16 protein-coding genes are annotated in these 16,175 nt (G+C 37.9%); 7 read left to right on the top strand and 9 right to left on the bottom strand.

Annotation, left to right across the window (positions count from 1 at the left end):
- Window positions 1-95 precede the first annotated feature (95 nt).
- Together sppA and ACLBWE_RS05105 are read left to right on the top strand one after the other, a co-directional pair.
- A complete protein-coding gene (sppA, locus tag ACLBWE_RS05100; protein ID WP_151743882.1) occupies window positions 96-1,112 on the top strand; it encodes a signal peptide peptidase SppA in 1,017 nt (338 codons plus the stop codon).
- A 21-nt stretch (window positions 1,113-1,133) separates the two neighbouring features.
- Window positions 1,134-1,943 carry an alpha/beta fold hydrolase gene (locus ACLBWE_RS05105; protein ID WP_080027613.1) on the top strand — a complete coding sequence of 270 codons (810 nt, stop codon included), beginning with the start codon at window positions 1,134-1,136 and terminating at the stop codon, window positions 1,941-1,943.
- A 69-nt stretch (window positions 1,944-2,012) separates the two neighbouring features.
- Here the strand turns inward: ACLBWE_RS05105 and purN are convergent, their stop codons facing one another.
- Window positions 2,013-2,642, bottom strand: coding sequence for a phosphoribosylglycinamide formyltransferase (gene purN, locus ACLBWE_RS05110; RefSeq protein ID WP_424613626.1), 630 nt, complete (start codon window positions 2,640-2,642; stop codon window positions 2,013-2,015).
- On the bottom strand, window positions 2,639-3,709 hold the full coding sequence (gene purM / locus ACLBWE_RS05115) for a phosphoribosylformylglycinamidine cyclo-ligase (RefSeq protein ID WP_004643711.1): 1,071 nt from the start codon (window positions 3,707-3,709) through the stop codon (window positions 2,639-2,641). The genes purN and purM overlap by 4 nt, the downstream gene beginning before the upstream one ends.
- 135 nt (window positions 3,710-3,844) lie before the next feature.
- On the opposite strand from purM, the gene cxpE reads away from it, so the two are divergent.
- The 4 genes from cxpE to ACLBWE_RS05135 all read left to right on the top strand — a co-directional run bounded on the left by cxpE (window position 3,845) and on the right by ACLBWE_RS05135 (window position 10,430).
- Window positions 3,845-5,038 (top strand): chloramphenicol efflux transporter CxpE, encoded by a 1,194-nt coding sequence (cxpE, locus tag ACLBWE_RS05120; protein WP_045429480.1) that lies wholly within the window; start codon window positions 3,845-3,847, stop codon window positions 5,036-5,038.
- Window positions 5,039-5,058: 20 nt separating this feature from the next.
- A complete protein-coding gene (gene hda / locus ACLBWE_RS05125; protein ID WP_003650214.1) occupies window positions 5,059-5,757 on the top strand; it encodes a DnaA regulatory inactivator Hda in 699 nt (232 codons plus the stop codon).
- A gap of 329 nt (window positions 5,758-6,086) precedes the next feature.
- Window positions 6,087-7,946, top strand: coding sequence for a rhombotarget A (gene rbtA / locus ACLBWE_RS05130; RefSeq protein WP_348948962.1), 1,860 nt, complete (start codon window positions 6,087-6,089; stop codon window positions 7,944-7,946).
- A gap of 18 nt (window positions 7,947-7,964) precedes the next feature.
- Complete coding sequence (locus tag ACLBWE_RS05135; RefSeq protein WP_447601568.1) at window positions 7,965-10,430, top strand: CSLREA domain-containing protein; 2,466 nt, start codon at window positions 7,965-7,967, stop codon at window positions 10,428-10,430.
- A gap of 93 nt (window positions 10,431-10,523) precedes the next feature.
- Here the strand turns inward: ACLBWE_RS05135 and ACLBWE_RS05140 are convergent, their stop codons facing one another.
- The 5 genes from ACLBWE_RS05140 to ACLBWE_RS05160 all read right to left on the bottom strand — a co-directional run bounded on the left by ACLBWE_RS05140 (window position 10,524) and on the right by ACLBWE_RS05160 (window position 13,794).
- A complete protein-coding gene (locus ACLBWE_RS05140) occupies window positions 10,524-10,913 on the bottom strand; it encodes a DUF3106 domain-containing protein (RefSeq protein WP_004790640.1) in 390 nt (129 codons plus the stop codon).
- Window positions 10,903-11,223 carry a hypothetical protein gene (locus tag ACLBWE_RS05145; protein ID WP_348948966.1) on the bottom strand — a complete coding sequence of 107 codons (321 nt, stop codon included), beginning with the start codon at window positions 11,221-11,223 and terminating at the stop codon, window positions 10,903-10,905. Before ACLBWE_RS05145 ends, ACLBWE_RS05140 begins: the two co-directional genes overlap by 11 nt.
- Window positions 11,213-11,827, bottom strand: coding sequence for an RNA polymerase sigma factor (locus ACLBWE_RS05150; protein WP_005045802.1), 615 nt, complete (start codon window positions 11,825-11,827; stop codon window positions 11,213-11,215). The genes ACLBWE_RS05145 and ACLBWE_RS05150 overlap by 11 nt, the downstream gene beginning before the upstream one ends.
- A gap of 159 nt (window positions 11,828-11,986) precedes the next feature.
- Window positions 11,987-12,763, bottom strand: coding sequence for a TrmH family RNA methyltransferase (locus tag ACLBWE_RS05155; protein ID WP_348948968.1), 777 nt, complete (start codon window positions 12,761-12,763; stop codon window positions 11,987-11,989).
- Window positions 12,764-12,822: 59 nt separating this feature from the next.
- Entirely contained in the window at window positions 12,823-13,794 is a 972-nt protein-coding gene (locus tag ACLBWE_RS05160) for a class 1 fructose-bisphosphatase (protein WP_348948970.1), read from the bottom strand.
- A 184-nt stretch (window positions 13,795-13,978) separates the two neighbouring features.
- On the opposite strand from ACLBWE_RS05160, the gene ACLBWE_RS05165 reads away from it, so the two are divergent.
- Window positions 13,979-14,164, top strand: coding sequence for an NF038105 family protein (locus tag ACLBWE_RS05165; protein WP_003650227.1), 186 nt, complete (start codon window positions 13,979-13,981; stop codon window positions 14,162-14,164).
- Window positions 14,165-14,222: 58 nt separating this feature from the next.
- Here the strand turns inward: ACLBWE_RS05165 and pal are convergent, their stop codons facing one another.
- Together pal and tolB are read right to left on the bottom strand one after the other, a co-directional pair.
- The gene (gene pal, locus ACLBWE_RS05170) at window positions 14,223-14,783 is read right to left on the bottom strand and encodes a peptidoglycan-associated lipoprotein Pal (RefSeq protein ID WP_009393712.1); all 561 of its coding nucleotides are present in this window, start codon (window positions 14,781-14,783) and stop codon (window positions 14,223-14,225) included.
- A gap of 27 nt (window positions 14,784-14,810) precedes the next feature.
- The gene (tolB, locus tag ACLBWE_RS05175; protein ID WP_042898545.1) at window positions 14,811-16,091 is read right to left on the bottom strand and encodes a Tol-Pal system beta propeller repeat protein TolB; all 1,281 of its coding nucleotides are present in this window, start codon (window positions 16,089-16,091) and stop codon (window positions 14,811-14,813) included.
- Between the last annotated feature and the right edge of the window lie 84 nt (window positions 16,092-16,175).

A 16,175-nucleotide genomic window follows, 5' to 3' on the forward strand; every position in this document is an offset into this window, starting at 1 on the left:
AAAATTATTATAAATGAAATCATATTATTTAGACAGTTTTTATCAAATCAACGTATATAATGACATCATTTTAGATTAATTTGGATTGGAATTTTATGTCCGATTGGCCGCCAAAACCACAAAATGAACCTATAATCCCTAAACAAAATGGACCAGAATGGCAAATTCTCGAGAAGGCTGTACTTGCCTCTGTAGAGGAACAGCGTCGAAGTCGCCGTTGGGGTATCTTCTTTAAAACATTAACTTTTATTTATTTATTATTTATTATTGTACTCATGGGTAAAGGCTGCTCAACCAGTAAAGAAGGATCTGCTGTAAGTAGCAGCAGTGCTCATCTGGCAGTGGTAGATATTATTGGAACTATTGATGCTTCAAGCAATCAATCTGTGAATAGTGAAGATACCAATAAAGCGCTTAAGCGTGCTTTTGAGGCATCAAACAGTAAAGCTGTTGCACTTAATATTAACTCACCTGGCGGTTCTCCAGTTCAGTCTGATGAAATCTGGCAGGAAATTCGTTATTTGAAAAAACAGCATCCTGATAAGAAGGTTTACGCCGTTATTGGTGATATGGGTGCATCGGGTGCGTATTATATTGCTTCTGCTGCAGATGAGATTATTGTTAATCCATCGAGTTTAGTGGGCTCAATTGGTGTCATCATGCCTAACTATGGGATTACTGGTTTAGCTCAGAAACTTGGTATCGAAGACCGCACTTTAACAGCAGGAACGAATAAAGACATTTTAAGTATGACAAAACCGATTGATCCTGTGCAAAAGCAGCACATTCAATCTGTTCTTGATAATGTTCATACTCACTTTATTACAGCAGTTAAAGAAGGACGTGGAAAGCGTTTGAAATCGAATGATCCAGCTATTTTTTCTGGTTTATTCTGGACTGGTGAACAAGCAATCCAGTTAGGTGTTGCTGACCGTTCAGGTAACATTACGAGCTTGATGCGTGAGCTAAACCTTGATAATAAAGTTGACTACACAATTGAGCGTAACCCATTACAATCAATTTTAGGTCGTATGGGTGCACAAATAGGGCAAGGGGTAAGTGAATCTATTGCTCAAGAAGTGCAGACTCGTCAAAGCGCAAAATTACAATAAAATCTGTTTTAGGATAGCGGTATGTCAATGAAACCAGTTATACACTTTGCTCATGCGAATGGCGTACCCTCAAAAGTGTATCAAAAACTGTTTGACCAGTTGAAAGGGGAATATGACATTATTTATGTTCCCCTGATTGGTCCTGATAAGCGTTATCCTGTGACTAACCATTGGCCTTCTTTGGTTGATCAGGTGATTGATAGTATTGTGCGGCAGGCTAAAGGACGTAAAGTCATTGGACTTGGGCATTCTCTTGGTTCAGTTTTAACTTTGATGGCCTCTTTTCAGCGTCCTGAACTCTTTTCTCAAGTGATTATGTTAGATCCTCCTCTTATTTTAGGACGATATTCATTTGCTTTTCATATGGCAAAATTATTTCGTCCTAAATTAGTTGATGCGATGACACCAGCAGGCTTATCTGCACGTCGTCGTGAACATTGGGAATCGAGAGAACAGGCGGCCGAATTACTGCGTCCTAAAGGCTTCTATAAAGATTTTGATGAAGATTGTTTTCAAGCTTACATTGACTATGCTTTAAAAGAAGACTCGGTCCGCGGTGGAGTTACTTTAACTATTTCTCGTGAAGATGAAGTTGCAATTTTTCGGAAAAATCCTTCTTGGTGGTGGCTACCAATGCCAAAACCTAAGATGCCTGTGCATTTAGTTGTGGGTAAAGGAAGTGATTTCTTAAAAAGAGGCTTTCCTCAAATGGCAAAGCGAAAAATGGGAATTCCGTTTACCGTGGTTGAAGGGGGACATATGTTCCCTCTAGAACATCCTATTGATACAGTAAACTCTATAAAGAAATTGATTCATACTCAGCCAAATTAATTTTTAAACTTATAAAAAAAGGACATGCTAGCATGTCCTTTTTTTATTTTTGCTTGTAAGTAAAATGCTTTACCAATTTGCAAAACGAATAGGGTGTTTAAGAACTTGATCACGGAAATAAGCTTGACCACTTTTCCATGTAAGTTGACCGTTACATAACCACTCTGCTACTTGTGGGTAAATAAAGTGCTCAAGTGTATGTACTCGATCTGCTAATGAAGCGGCAGTATCATGTTCTTTAACTGAAATAGCGGATTGGGCAATTGATTGACCAGAATCTAGTTCAGCAGTTACAAAGTGTACGGTACAACCATGTAAACGATCACCTGTATTTAAAACACGTTGATGAGTGTTCACGCCTTTGTAAGCTGGAAGAAGTGAAGGATGTATGTTCAGCATTTTCCCTTGCCATTTATTGACAAAGGTGGGAGTTAAAATGCGCATGAAGCCGGCTAAAATAACTACATCCACTTGCCAAGCTAAGAGTTGTTGATGCATTGCTTCATCAAACACTTCACGAGTTGGAAAGTCTTTATGGGAAATAACAGCCGTAGCAATATTAGCTTTTTGAGCACGCTCTAGGGCATAAGCATCTGCTTTATTAGACAGTACACCTACAATTTGCCCTGATAGATTTGCATCTATCAAGGCTTGTAAATTACTGCCGTTCCCAGAGACTAGAACAGCAATTTTTATCATGCAAAGATCACACGAATTTTTTCGTCTGCGCCTTCCACTGATTCAGCATTTTCTTGGATATGTCCGATTTTCCAAGCTTTTTCACCTTGAGCATTAAGCACTTCAATTGCTTTTTCCGCATCATTTGCATCAACAGCAATGACCATACCTACGCCACAGTTAAACGTACGGTACATTTCAAAGCGTTCTACATTGCCTTCGCGTTGCAGAAGTTGGAATAATTCAGACCATTCCCAAGAAGCTTCATCAATGACAGCTTGTGCACCATTTGGTAATACACGAGGTAAGTTACCTGGTAAACCGCCACCAGTGATGTGTGCCATAGCATGTACATCAACTTGTTTGCATAGCTCAAGAACTGGTTTTACATAGATACGAGTTGGCTCCATTGCTACATCAGCAAGAGGACGGCCATCAATCGTTTGAGTTAAATCAACATTTTTAACGTCTAAAATTTTACGTAATAATGAATAACCATTTGAGTGAGCACCACTTGATGCAACACCAATAAGCACATCACCAGACTTTACTTTAGAGCCATCAATAATTTTACTTTGCTCAACAACACCAACAGCAAAACCAGCAAGATCGTAATCTTCGCCTTCATACATGCCTGGCATTTCTGCTGTTTCCCCACCTACAAGTGCGCAACCTGCAAGCTCACAACCTTTACCAATACCAGTAACAACATTTGCAGCAACGTCAACATTTAAGTGACCAGTTGCATAATAATCAAGGAAGAATAATGGTTCTGCACCACAAACTAAAAGGTCATTTACACACATAGCCACAAGATCTTGGCCGATTGTGTCATGACGATTAAGATTAAGTGCCAAACGTAATTTAGTTCCTACACCATCGGTTCCAGAAACTAAAACAGGCTCTTCATAACCTTTAGGAATTTTGCATAGTGCACCAAAGCCACCAAGTCCGCCCATTACTTCAGGACGACTTGTACGTTTAGCGACTGACTTGATACGATCGACCAGTGCGTCGCCCGCTTCAATGTCGACACCCGCATCTTTATAGCTTAAACCGGTATTTGGGGTAGAAGTTGAGTTGCTCATAAATGAAGTCTCCGCATTGGCGGCAGATTATAACCTGAATATACGAAACTCTTATGTTATTTATGCTCGAAAATGCTATCTTTAATAAAAATATTTTTTCATTTATAACGATTAAATCAAAAAAGGCTAGATTTTATGCAAGATCGTATACTGCGCCGTATTTTTTTACTCGCAGGTATTGTATTGCTGGTATGGGTATTGTACTTACTCAAGCCTGTAGTCATTCCTTTTATCGGCGCTTTTTTCCTGGCTTATTTATTCAGTCCACTTGTTGATGTTCTGGTAAAAATCAAATTGCCTCGCTGGTTAGCAATTAGCGTGGTGTTTATAGGAATAGGTGTAACTCTAACCATCGCTTTGTGGTATTTGGTTCCTCTAATCTGGAAACAATTGGTTTATGCCCGAGATAGTATTCCAGCTGGTATTCACTGGATTAACGCTACCTTTTTGCCTTGGGTATCTTCAACTTTTAATCTCCAGGCAATGGAAATTGACACAGAGCAGATGTCAAAAGCTGTGATGGAATATGTTCAAACCAATTATAGTGCCGATAGTATTCAGTCAGTGTTATTAAAATTAGCCCAGTCTGGTTTGAATTTTATTCAGATTGGTGGAACAGTTGTTTTAATTCCAATTATTGCTTTTTATTTTTTACTAGACTGGGATCGTATGTTACAGAACTTACGTCGTCTCATTCCACGTCAATATGAAGCAACTACCTTGCAAATCGTTGGTGAATGTCATAGCGTTTTAGGGGCATTTGTTAAAGGTCAGTTTCTCGTCATGCTGTTGCTAGGCATAGTATATGCGGTTGGTTTGCAGCTCATTGGTTTGGAAGTTGGTCTTATTATTGGTATGGTGGCTGGCCTTGCCAGTATTATTCCTTATTTAGGGTTTGCAGTAGGTATTATTGCGGCGGTTATCGCAAGCTTGTTCCAGTTCGGATTGGACTGGATGCATTTATTACTCGTTGGTGTAGTTTTTATGATTGGCCAAGCGGTAGAGGGCTATATTCTACAGCCATTCTTACTGGGCGATAAAATTGGTCTATCTCCTGTAGCAGTTGTTTTTGCAGTATTGGCAGGCGCGCAACTTGCAGGATTCTTGGGAATGTTAATTGCATTGCCTGTTGCGGCTGTTATTGTAGTGTTGTTGAAACACTTAAGAGATAACTATGAAAGAAGCTCACTTTACGCTTCACCGTCTGCGTTAGTCATACAACAAGGTGATATTGAGCAAATTCATGTAGAAACCGAAAGCACTAAGCTTGATCTTGAGGTTAAAACACAGCAAGATACAGATAAACTGAAACCATCTGACCAGAAATAATTTCAAGGTTAATTCGATATATGCGTCAACTCCAACTGGATATAGAACCTCAACTTGATGCCCGAATCAGTGATTTCTCGGGACCAAGTTGGGGGAATGTAGTCGATGCTGTGCGTCAACTACATGCTGGTCTAGTCAGTAGGTTTTACATCTATGGTGGGGCAGGGACAGGTAAGAGTCATTTACTTTCCGCAATTTGTGACTCTTATTTAGAAATAGGCAAATCTGCGATTAAAGTTTCTTTGCTTGAACTCCTGGATGCTCCTATCGAAGCAATTACTTCTTTAGAGCATTATGACCTTGTTGCTCTGGATGATATTGAATCGATTAGTGGTGTTCCTCATTGGCAAAAAGCTGTCTTTCATTTAATGAATAATCATGAAGGGCAGTTGGTATTTTCTTCGCGTGTAGCACCTATCGAATTAAAGTTGGAATTACCAGACTTACAATCGCGACTTACCCAAGCTGTCAGTGTTAAGGTACCGAGTGGAAGTTTATATGCGGACCGCTATGCTTTGGTTACATCTGTAATGTCTAGACGTGGTATTCATTTTGATCAGCAAATTGTTGACTATTTATTGTTACATGGCCCTCACCAAGCCTCTCTTTTACTACAGACAGTTGCCCAATTAGAAAAATTGCTCAAAGGCGAAAAAACAAAACTTTCGAATGCAACTTTAAGACAAATTTATGCTTTGATTGATGAATATCAACAATAGAAATTCTTTCATTCTGCTTTATTGCTTTGCCTAAATTTATAAAAACCTATTAAAAATAGAGTCTCTGGCACAAGATTTCTAATTTCAGAGCACTTGTATTTACATCTTTTTAAATTTCCTTCTAATTTTTAAATGAGTCAATTTTTGTATTTAAAAAAGTTTTTTGAATGTATGAAGCTTTTTGTAATCTGGTTCAAAAATGACTCTACAGACCGACCAAAATGTCTTGAGAAATTCTACTTGCTGTGACAAAGTACGCACAAAGGATGCGATTGCAAAAGTGAAATTTTTGCAATATTGACAAAAAAAATGAAAAAAGATGTAAGGAGATGGGTATGCTCAAACGGAGCATTGCTTTTGCTTTATTGGCTGCTGCTGGACACGCGTATTCTGCCGATATTCAAGTCACAAGCTTAATTGATGAAGATAAAGACGATACGCTATGTACGTTGCGTGAGGCCGTACAATTTCTTAATTATCGTGCATCTTCTAATGCTGCTGATGTTGAAAAATATGCAACTGGTTATCACGGATGTGGAAATAAAGATGCCTCTTCAAATATTATTTTGCAGCGTGATAAAGAATATGCATTGAATAAAAGTATAACGATTTCTGCAGCTCTGAGTATTAGTACAGCAAAGAATGATTCTACATTGGTTGAAGAAGGGCAGCCCAACTCCCATAATGCAACAATTAAAATGGTGGGTACGGATCAGCTATTCCGTATAGATGATGGTAGTGTTGAAAAAGCCTCTTTTACAGTTTTATTTACTGATGTCAATTTAAAAGGTGCAGGCCTAAAGACGCTAGCACCAAATGGTGATGGTGGTTTAATTTATAACCATGAACAATTAATTATTCAAAATTCACGTTTAATGGATGGATATGCAACACGTGGTGGAGCAATTTATAACGCTGGTATTCTATCCAATACTATAAAAACAGCAGGCTCAGTAACGATTGCGAATAGTCTGATGCAAAATAACAAAGCAAGTCAGGGTGGGGTTTTATATAGTGATATGCCACTTTATTATATTACCCGATCTGTAGTGCGTGATAATGATGTAACTTCAGCAGAGAGTGGGCTATTTCATGCACAAACTAAATTCGCTGATGAAAGTACAGGGGGCTACTTAAATTCGCGTGTTATTGGTTTAAGTAATAGTACGATTTTCCATAATAAAGGTAGTTTTATTGCCAATGTCCGAGATGGGATGGTGATCAATAACATTACAATGATTAAAAACGCGGGTGGGCTATTTTTTGATGCTCCACAAGGAAAAGCTTCCGTTTCTAATAGTATTCTAGTGGGCAATACAACCAACTGTCAGACATCTGCAACAGATAAAACGATTGTACAGAGCAATTTGGTGACTACGGAATGTAACCGTAATGCTTCGACAACACTTCCTAATATTATTTATCCATCCAGTGAAAAACTAATTGCAGGGAATACAGATGAAGGAACCTGCGAAGTACCACCTGCAGATGGATTGCTTTGTCCTTATTCAACACCAAGTGATAGTTTCTTAGGTTTCTTTAAACCCCGAATTCTCGATAAATATACAAGCCTTTCACAGTCATTGTTAATTAACAAAGGTCGTTTATATAGTGATGGAACTTCTGTCGGTTTAGCAAGTTGTGAAAAACAAGATCAACGTGGAAAAAATCGAAGCGGTTATGATGAGCTATGCGATTTAGGCTCAATTGAATTAACAATTAATCGAGATGATATTAGTACGCATGGTCAAGATATTAAATACGGAGAAATTGCCAAATTTAATATTGCTGATGTTGTGGGTGATGGTGAATTAGTTTCTCCACAAACATGCGAAAAAATGTTTGGAAAAAGAACAGATGGTAAAGCATGGCAATCAGGTTGTATGAAAGTGGTTCAGACAAGCACGCCATCTAAAGGAACTCTATCAATTGATACTCAAGGAAACTTAACTTATGTTCCAAATGGTAACTGGCATGGAGCCGATGTTTTTAACCTTTTAGTCGTTACAACTACAACACGTTTTAATAATGCAGCAGATGTTTATCTAACGGTTCCAGTTCAAATCGTACAAGACCCACCATCTGGTATTGAGGATAAAACTGTAAGTACGGGTGGCGGGGGAAGTGTCGGTGGTGGCTTAATTTTAGGTTTATTTGGCTTAATTGCTTTACGACGTTTAAAGTCATAATCAAGGATGATAAAGGCTATGAAAAATTATAAAAAGGCTTTTTTAGCATTAGCTGTGATTGCTGCAATGCCATTATTTGCAGATACCACGACTGGAAGAATTGATGTTACAACTTTTGACGATGAAGATGGTGAAAATACCAATGCATGTTCATTACGCGAAGCGATTAAGACGGCTGAGTTACGTAAGTCTTATGGCGGATGTGCTGTTATTGATGTTCGAGAAACAACATCAAAGCATATTAAATTGCAAAAAGGAACTTATACATTAACCAAAGAATTAGTTCCAAATGCAAATATTATTATCGAAGGTTATGCATATAGTGATAACAGCTTCCTAAATCTAAAAGAACAGGATTGGGAACATAAAGATGTATTGATTAATGATTATCCCGCACAACTTGACATACAAACACGTATTAATGCTCAAGGTAAATCACGCATTTTCAATACGACTACCTATAAACAGCCATTAAGCTTAAATAATGTGATTCTTGAAAATGGCGTTACAACTGGCCAAGGTGGCGCGATTTATGCGGGTGCTGATATTGCTTTGCAAAATAGCCAGATTTTATCATCTCGGGCAACAAGCGGTGGAGCAATTTATTTAGCTTCACCTAATATTACTTTGTCAGTAAATCATTCATTACTAAAAGGTAATAACGCAACACAAGGTAGTGTTTTATCAATGGGGTGTTTTAGTGACACCGTCTATGCACCACGTACCATTAGCCTTACATTAAATAGTATTGTGAATAATGGTAATACAGATTCAATAAGTACATTTGAGTTTTGTGGTAAACCTAGTGCGACATTATCGGTTAATACGATTGCAAAAAATATATCGAATAGCACTAACGGCAGTATTATTAAGTTTACTGGCGATACTAATAATCCAGCTAATACTTCAAGTATTTTAAGTTCAAGCAGTAGCTTAGTACTCTTAAATAATACAATTGTTGAAAACAACGCGAATAGTACTTTCCTCTACGACAAATTAGGCACAAAAAAACTTAGTTTTAACGTACTGGCTTATAATACTGGAAGTTATGCCTGTAAATATCTTTTAGGCGTGGCGGCAGAGCAAAAGAGTGTAGGTTTAACGTTGAACTTCAATGCCCTTGACTGGAGCTCTACAACAGGAAAGTGTGATATACCAAAAGAATCTTTACCTGAAGGCCATACGAATATTGATATTAGTTCACAATCCTTTGGTGATCTGTTAAGTCCTTTACAAACAGCAACAAATTATACAGGTTGGTTACCTATTTATTATCCCAAAGAGATTATTGATACTAATAAAGTAGATTTGATTAATGTTGATAAAGATGGTAAAGGAACTTGTGCTACAGTTGACCAACGTGGTTTAAACCGTTTGACAGATGGAACCTCTTATTACCAGTCAGAGAGTCGTAATAGCTGTGATATTGGTTCTGTGGAGTTAATGAAGCTCACTTCTGGTGATTTAAAGGATGTTAGTAATCTTTCATTAACTACATTAATCAATACATATCAACAATCATATGATCGAGTGCAGGAAAGTATTAAAAATCCTGACTATGCAGTTATGTTAACGGTATTAAAAGCAGATGCTACTAAATATAAAAATTTGATAGATCAGACCAAGGCAAATCTGAAATATCGTGCTATATATCTAGATTTAAAGAACTATGATTTGCCACTACCAAATGAAGATGCTAATCATATTTTGAAGTTCTTCAATACAACTGATTATCGTATTACAACAGAAGCATTAGGTATTGGATCGCTTGATGACAAATTTGATCAAAGCCAAATTGATGCTTTGACTGATGAGGACAAGGTATTTTGTGAGTGGAATAGCGCTTTACAGCAAATTGTTTTTTATCGCAAAGACGATACGGTGACTCAAGCAGGTAGCTATGCTTATTGTAAATATACGATTACAACAGCCGATAGTAAATCAAGCTCAAGTGGTTTAATTAAAGCGCGTTTTAATAATATTGAACCTGTTTCTGGAGATGGGACAATTACCTTTAAGTATCTTGCAAATGAAACTATTCCATTGAATCTTCTTAAATATGCTAATGATGATGGAGATGGTCCAGTAAGCACGATTTCAAAACCTAAAGCACAATTTTGGGTAGATGAAAAAGGCGTAGAGTTACCAATCTATTTACCAAGTAAAACTTCAAAAGATGGAATCTTTAAGGTAGTTAAAGCTGATCGAGAAGGGCCATGTCCGAAAGATGACAAAGATAAAACTTGTTATGGTGGGAATATTTATATTCAGGCAATTAACGTCTTTAACGTTTTCAATGATTCGTTAAGCTATAACGTTTATGATGCAGATGGTAAAATTTCACCTAAAGCTGGGACAATTAATCTAGTAAGTACTGCAACTACTACAGACGATACACGTGGAGGAGGCGGTGGTGGTAGCTTAGGAATTCTATCTATAGCATCTTTACTTGGTTTAGCGGTCTATAGACGCTACCGTAAATAAATTATATAAAATAAAAAGCCTCCAATTGGAGGCTTTTTTATGGAAAGTATATAAGTCATGAAACTCACGGTGTGTGAACTTCACATACTTATATTAATGTTCTAAATACTTATTCATATATTCTTCACGAATAGCTGTTCTTTCTTCACCATTCGCTTTAAGCATACGCTGGCGTAAATCATTACGCTCTTGTGTACTCATTTTTTGCCATGCTTCACGCATTTTTTCTTTTTCAGCATCGGGGAGCTGAGTAAACCAGTCCATACGTTGCTGTAGGTTCGTACTTTGATTCGCTGGTAACTCTTTTAAGCTCTGGTAACGTTTAATAACTGCACGTTGTTCCTCTTCAGAAAGGGCATTCCATGTGTCATCAACTTGTGTATTGGCATCTTTAGAAAAAATCCAAAATCGTTCAAAACCTGCAAAACTGGTTTGCAAGAAACTTAATGAACAAAGGATAAGAGCTAATTTTTTAGCTGCCATGTTGTACTTTATCCTCACCCAAGACCATTAGCATTTCTAAATCTTCCACCATTTGTGGGGATAATTTAGGATTTACAATCACTTGATTTTGTGGCTTATCAACAATATCTGCTGAATTAGGTAAAATTACAAAACCTGTGATCGCTGCTGCAAGTGCAAAACCAGACATTTTCCAGACACTATAAAAAGAGGCTGGTTTTTGTTGAATACGGTCAAGCACATGATTCATGACCACTGTTTTATTTTTATGGTGATGTGCCAAACTATCAAGTTTAGACGTCACCTTTTTAGTGAAATCATCATGATTCATCAGAACCTCCCAAGGGATTTAAATGGGCCAAGTACTCTCTAAGTCCCTGAATTGCTCGGTGATAATGGGTTTTTACACTACCTTCGGTACAGTTCATGATCTGAGCTGTTGTGTGTGTGTCAAAACCTTCCCACGCACGTAACATAAAAGCCTGTTGTTGACGAACAGGTAGTTTTGAAATCGCTTCTCGAATTTCTTCGATAGTCACTGCTTGATCGAGAAAATCCGCAGGATTAATGGCTTTTTCATCAACTACATCAATAATTTCGTCGTCGTCATTGTCCAGACTAACTTTTTTGAAGAATGAAAATGGGTTTGCTCTACGAGATTCTTTGCGGCGCCAATCCTGAAGTTTGTTGTTTAAAATCGTATAAAACAGGGGGTACCATTCTTCTGTACTTTTATCGGCATAAGATTTGTGTAAAGCAATAAATGCTTCTTGAACCAAATCCATTGCAATACCTTGTTGACCTTGGGTAGCGCTCTCCATCATCACCAAAGCGCGACCAGTTACATCTTGCATGAAAACTTTCAGGCGTTGTTCAGCCGTGCTTGCATGAGCACTAGATGTTTCCGATCGAGACTTTTTCGGTGCTAAATCCATGGAGATGGAAAATCCTGTCATTGGACATACCCACCTTATCTTCAATATATCTCTTATATAACGTTGAAAAGAGGTGGGAGGTTGACAACAATCGGCTATTTTTTACTAGTGTAATTGATTTTTTTCACAAATATGTGAGATGTAAAATAAATTAACGTTTTATTGGCGTTGACGAACCATCTCAAAAAAACAAATAGATCCTGCAATTGCTACGTTTAATGACTCTTGTCCACCTGGTTGAGGAATAGTCACTGATTGTGCGTGATCTAATGCGTAATCACTTGCACCTTGACCTTCATTTCCTAAAATCCATACACAGGGTTTTGAAAGATCTTGTGAATAGAGGCTTGTTGAGCGATGTGAGCTTGTAACAAAAACTGGAATAGGAAATTTTGGAAGAATATCTGTGAGTTGGAAGTTTTCAAAACAATGTAAGCTAAAATGCGCTCCCATACCTGCTCTTAAAACTCGCGGAGACCAAAGTGATGCAGAGCCTTGTGTGCAAATAATTTGTTTAATATTTGCTGCTGCTGCTGAACGTAGCAATGTGCCTACGTTACCAGGATCTTGGATATTTTCTAAAATCAAAGTATCTACGTTGTAATCGATCGTTGATGCAGTTTTAGGTAAATCGATAATAGCTAAACAAGGCAGACTCGTACCTAATGTACTTAAATCTCTATATAAAACTTCACTAATAACAAAGATATGACCTTGATGTAGATCGATTATTTCTTTTAAATCTTCGTGTTCTAATGCTTGTTCTGTCGTAAATAAAGAGAAAAGCTTCTTCTGTTGCTGTAGCCAAGCTAAACAAAGATGAGTGCCTTCAAGGACTGTTTGCTGGTGTTTTTTTCGGGCGTTACTAAGTTCGATTAATCCACGCAAATGTTTAATTTTTGCATTGTCTTTTGATTCTAAAAAAATAACAGCCATAAGGAAATATCCAACAAAAGGGCACCATCATACTATGATGCCCTAAGTAATTAAAATTATTAATGATAACTTGTTACGCGTTCAACTTCATTTTTAGAACCAATAATCACAGGAACTCGTTGATGAAGTTCTGTTGGTTCGATGTCTAAAATGCGAACACGGCCTGTAGTTGATGCGCCGCCAGCTTGTTCAATGAGCATACTCATTGGATTCGCCTCATACATTAAACGTAAGCGACCCGCTTTTTTCGGATCTTTTAAGTCATATGGATAAAGGAAAATACCACTGCGGCATAAAATACGGTGAATATCACCCACCATACATGCTACCCAGCGCATGTTGAAATCTTTTTCACGAACAGAGGTTTTACCTGCAAGTAATTCATCAATATATTGTTTTACAGGATCTTCCCAATGACGCTGATTAGAAGCGTTAATTGCAAACTCTTGAGTATCTGCTGCAACTTGAACATTGTCAGTAGTGAGCAAGAATGTTTGAGTTTCTGGGTCTAAAGTAAAGAATGCTACGCCATTTCCAACTGTTAAAGCCATCATGGTTGATGGGCCATAAAGTACATAACCAGCAGCAACTTGCTGTGTACCAGCTTGCATGAAATCTTCGGCTTGTGTTACCGCATTTTTTGCCGGCAGAATAGAGAAAATTGTACCTACACACATATTAATATCGATGTTACTTGAACCATCTAATGGGTCAAATAAAACCAGATATTTACCATTTTCTTGGGCTGGTGTGAACTCATCAAGCTCTTCAGAAGCAAGACCACCTACTTGTGGATGAGCTTTTAATGCATCGATTAAATAGTCATTAGAAATCACATCAAGTTTTTTCTGTGTTTCACCTTGAACATTTTCATTACCCGCACTTCCTAAAATACCAGCGAGCGCACCTTTTTGTAAGGCTTGATCGATAGTTTTACAGGTTGTGGCGATAGTATCGATGACTTGAGCCAACTCCGGTGTTAGATTCCCTTTTTGTTGTTCTAAAAATTGGGACAAGGTGAGGTTGGACATAGAAAATAGCTCCTGTGCTTCAAGCATCAAAATGAGTCAGATAAATACGTGGCATATTCTAGATGAGAATGTCACAAAATAAAAATTATCTTACTTTATTTGTGTTGGATTTATGCTTACAACCCCCATTTTAAGTGGTATGTTGATTATATAACAACGGACTGTATATTTTAGGAGAATCGAAATGACAACAAAGAAGTTTGATGCGACCCCAACGGCAGGTGAACCAATCAATCTAGATGAAATTTCGAAAGAGAATGTTCAGGATGCTTGGAAAGATTATGAGGCAAAACCTGAATATAAAGATTTTAATAAGCATGATTTGATTGAATCGATGCAACATTCTGAAGAAGAAAAGAAATCTTCTTAAGTTTTGTTGTTATAAAAAAACGCTCATAAAAATATGAGCGTTTTTTTATGCGTATTCTTTATTTTAATAAAGGAGGTACTGCTTCGTAATTAATTTCAACGCGGCGATTTTCTTTCCACGCAGATTCATCATGTCCTGCATTAACAGGAGCTTCTTTACCATAACTTACAGCTTCAAGTTGCTGTGGGTTTACGCCATTGGTAATTAAGTAACTTTGCACAGCTTTAGCACGACGCTCACCTAAAGCCATATTGTACTCACGTGTACCACGTTCATCTGTATGACCAGTTAAAGCAACTTTTGAATTTGCATTTGCCATAAGAAATTGTGCGTGAGCTTGGAGAGTTTGATAGTCTTCAGTAGATAAGTCACTGCTGTCATAATCAAAATGAACAACGCGTTTAGCCAAAGCAGCTTTATTTGCCTCAGTTACACCTTTCGATGAAGCACCTGCCAAATTTTGAGCATTTAATGCTGCATCTTCACTTAAACCAGAAGTGTTTACCGTACTTGGATTTGTACCAGTTGTTGTAGTCGCTGCCGGTTTGCGGCTAGCACAACCTGTCATCACAAGTGCTACGCTAAGAAAGGGTAAAGCTAAATATTTGATTGATTTCATGATCGTCTCCATCAATGGAATTAAAAGTTATTTTGGTGCCCATGCCGGTTCACGTACTTCACCTTGTTCACTTGGTAAATTCATACGGAAACGTCCATCAGTAGACATAATAGACAACAAGCCACGGCTGCCTTCACGAGTTGCGTAGACCACCATTTGCCCATTTGGTGAGAAACTTGGTGACTCATCTAAACTGGTTGGAGTGAGAATATTGGTTATGCCAGTATTAATGTCCTGAATTGCAACTTTATAACTGCTGCCACTTGGGCGATGAACAAGAGCAATCTTTTTGCCATCCGCGCTCAAAGTTCCACGTGCATTAAATGAACCTTTAAACGTTAGACGTTTTACTGAGCCATCAGCAAAGGTATAACGATAGATTTGGGCAGAACCACCACGGTCAGAAGTAAAAATAAACGATTTTCCATCTGGTGTATAACGTGCTTCGGTATCAATTGCCGAGTCATTTGTCATACGTTTGACTTGGCGAGTTGATAAATCCATTTGATAGATTTCAGGGTTACCATTCATAGATGCTGTAAATAGCATTGATTGGCCATCAGGTGAAAAACTCGGTGCGCCATTTAGGCCTTTAAAGCTTGTGAGTACTTCACGCGTCCCTGTAGATAAATCTTGCAAATAAATTGCTGGACGTTTGGTTTCAAATGAAACATAAGCAATTTTCTTAGCATCTGGTGTCCATGCTGGTGAAAGAATTGGATCACGAGATGACAAAACAGTTTTTGGTTGTTCACCATCCGTATCTGCAATTTGTAAAGTATAACGTTCAGCAGGAGTTGCAGGATTTCTGAGAACATAAGCAATACGGCCACTAAAATCACCCGGAATGCCTGTAAGTGCCTGATAAATAGCATCACTTACCATATGGCCAGCTTGACGTATGCGTGAAGCTGGTACATTTAAAAGTTCATTTAAAATGTATTGCTGCTTTTGTACATCATAAAGTTGGTAATGAACTTCAAAACCTGTAGCTGTTTGTTTAATTTGGCCAGTAACTACATATGGAATTCCGGCAGCTTGCCAGTCAGAAGCTTGAATCTGATTGATTGCAGCATTAGCAGGTAAATTTTTAGATGAGCTTGTAAAGCGTCCAGAACGGTTTAAGTCAGTTTCAACAATAGGAGAGAGCCCATTGTCATTATTAAACGGGACAATAGCAATTTTAGGTGCTTGATCTGGTGCTTTAGCAATTTCCAGATATAACTGGGCAAAAGCAGTTGTAGAAGCAAGAGGGCTTAAAGCGGTGATCAATGCTAAAGATAGCAGGTGTTTGCGGCTCGTATTCATAAGTTTAAAGTCATAGCTGGTATTTTTGTGACTGTTGATTTTGTAGCATAGTTACATGCCTTAAACTATTTAAAGCATGTAACT

It is taken from the genome of Acinetobacter sp. M5A5_2a, assembly GCF_053345265.1.

Coding starts and splice junctions, on each gene's coding strand:
- pal (WP_009393712.1), bottom strand. CDS start 14,783: ATGAAATCAATCAAATATTTAGCTTTACCCTTTCTTAGCGTAGCACTT.
- ACLBWE_RS05165 (WP_003650227.1), top strand. CDS start 13,979: ATGACAACAAAGAAGTTTGATGCGACCCCAACGGCAGGTGAACCAATC.
- purM (WP_004643711.1), bottom strand. CDS start 3,709: ATGAGCAACTCAACTTCTACCCCAAATACCGGTTTAAGCTATAAAGAT.
- ACLBWE_RS05140 (WP_004790640.1), bottom strand. CDS start 10,913: ATGGCAGCTAAAAAATTAGCTCTTATCCTTTGTTCATTAAGTTTCTTG.
- ACLBWE_RS05150 (WP_005045802.1), bottom strand. CDS start 11,827: ATGGATTTAGCACCGAAAAAGTCTCGATCGGAAACATCTAGTGCTCAT.
- ACLBWE_RS05145 (WP_348948966.1), bottom strand. CDS start 11,223: ATGAATCATGATGATTTCACTAAAAAGGTGACGTCTAAACTTGATAGT.
- hda (WP_003650214.1), top strand. CDS start 5,059: ATGCGTCAACTCCAACTGGATATAGAACCTCAACTTGATGCCCGAATC.
- ACLBWE_RS05105 (WP_080027613.1), top strand. CDS start 1,134: ATGTCAATGAAACCAGTTATACACTTTGCTCATGCGAATGGCGTACCC.
- rbtA (WP_348948962.1), top strand. CDS start 6,087: ATGGGTATGCTCAAACGGAGCATTGCTTTTGCTTTATTGGCTGCTGCT.
- ACLBWE_RS05155 (WP_348948968.1), bottom strand. CDS start 12,763: ATGGCTGTTATTTTTTTAGAATCAAAAGACAATGCAAAAATTAAACAT.
- ACLBWE_RS05160 (WP_348948970.1), bottom strand. CDS start 13,794: ATGTCCAACCTCACCTTGTCCCAATTTTTAGAACAACAAAAAGGGAAT.
- tolB (WP_042898545.1), bottom strand. CDS start 16,091: ATGAATACGAGCCGCAAACACCTGCTATCTTTAGCATTGATCACCGCT.
- purN (WP_424613626.1), bottom strand. CDS start 2,642: ATGATAAAAATTGCTGTTCTAGTCTCTGGGAACGGCAGTAATTTACAA.
- ACLBWE_RS05135 (WP_447601568.1), top strand. CDS start 7,965: ATGAAAAATTATAAAAAGGCTTTTTTAGCATTAGCTGTGATTGCTGCA.
- cxpE (WP_045429480.1), top strand. CDS start 3,845: ATGCAAGATCGTATACTGCGCCGTATTTTTTTACTCGCAGGTATTGTA.
- sppA (WP_151743882.1), top strand. CDS start 96: ATGTCCGATTGGCCGCCAAAACCACAAAATGAACCTATAATCCCTAAA.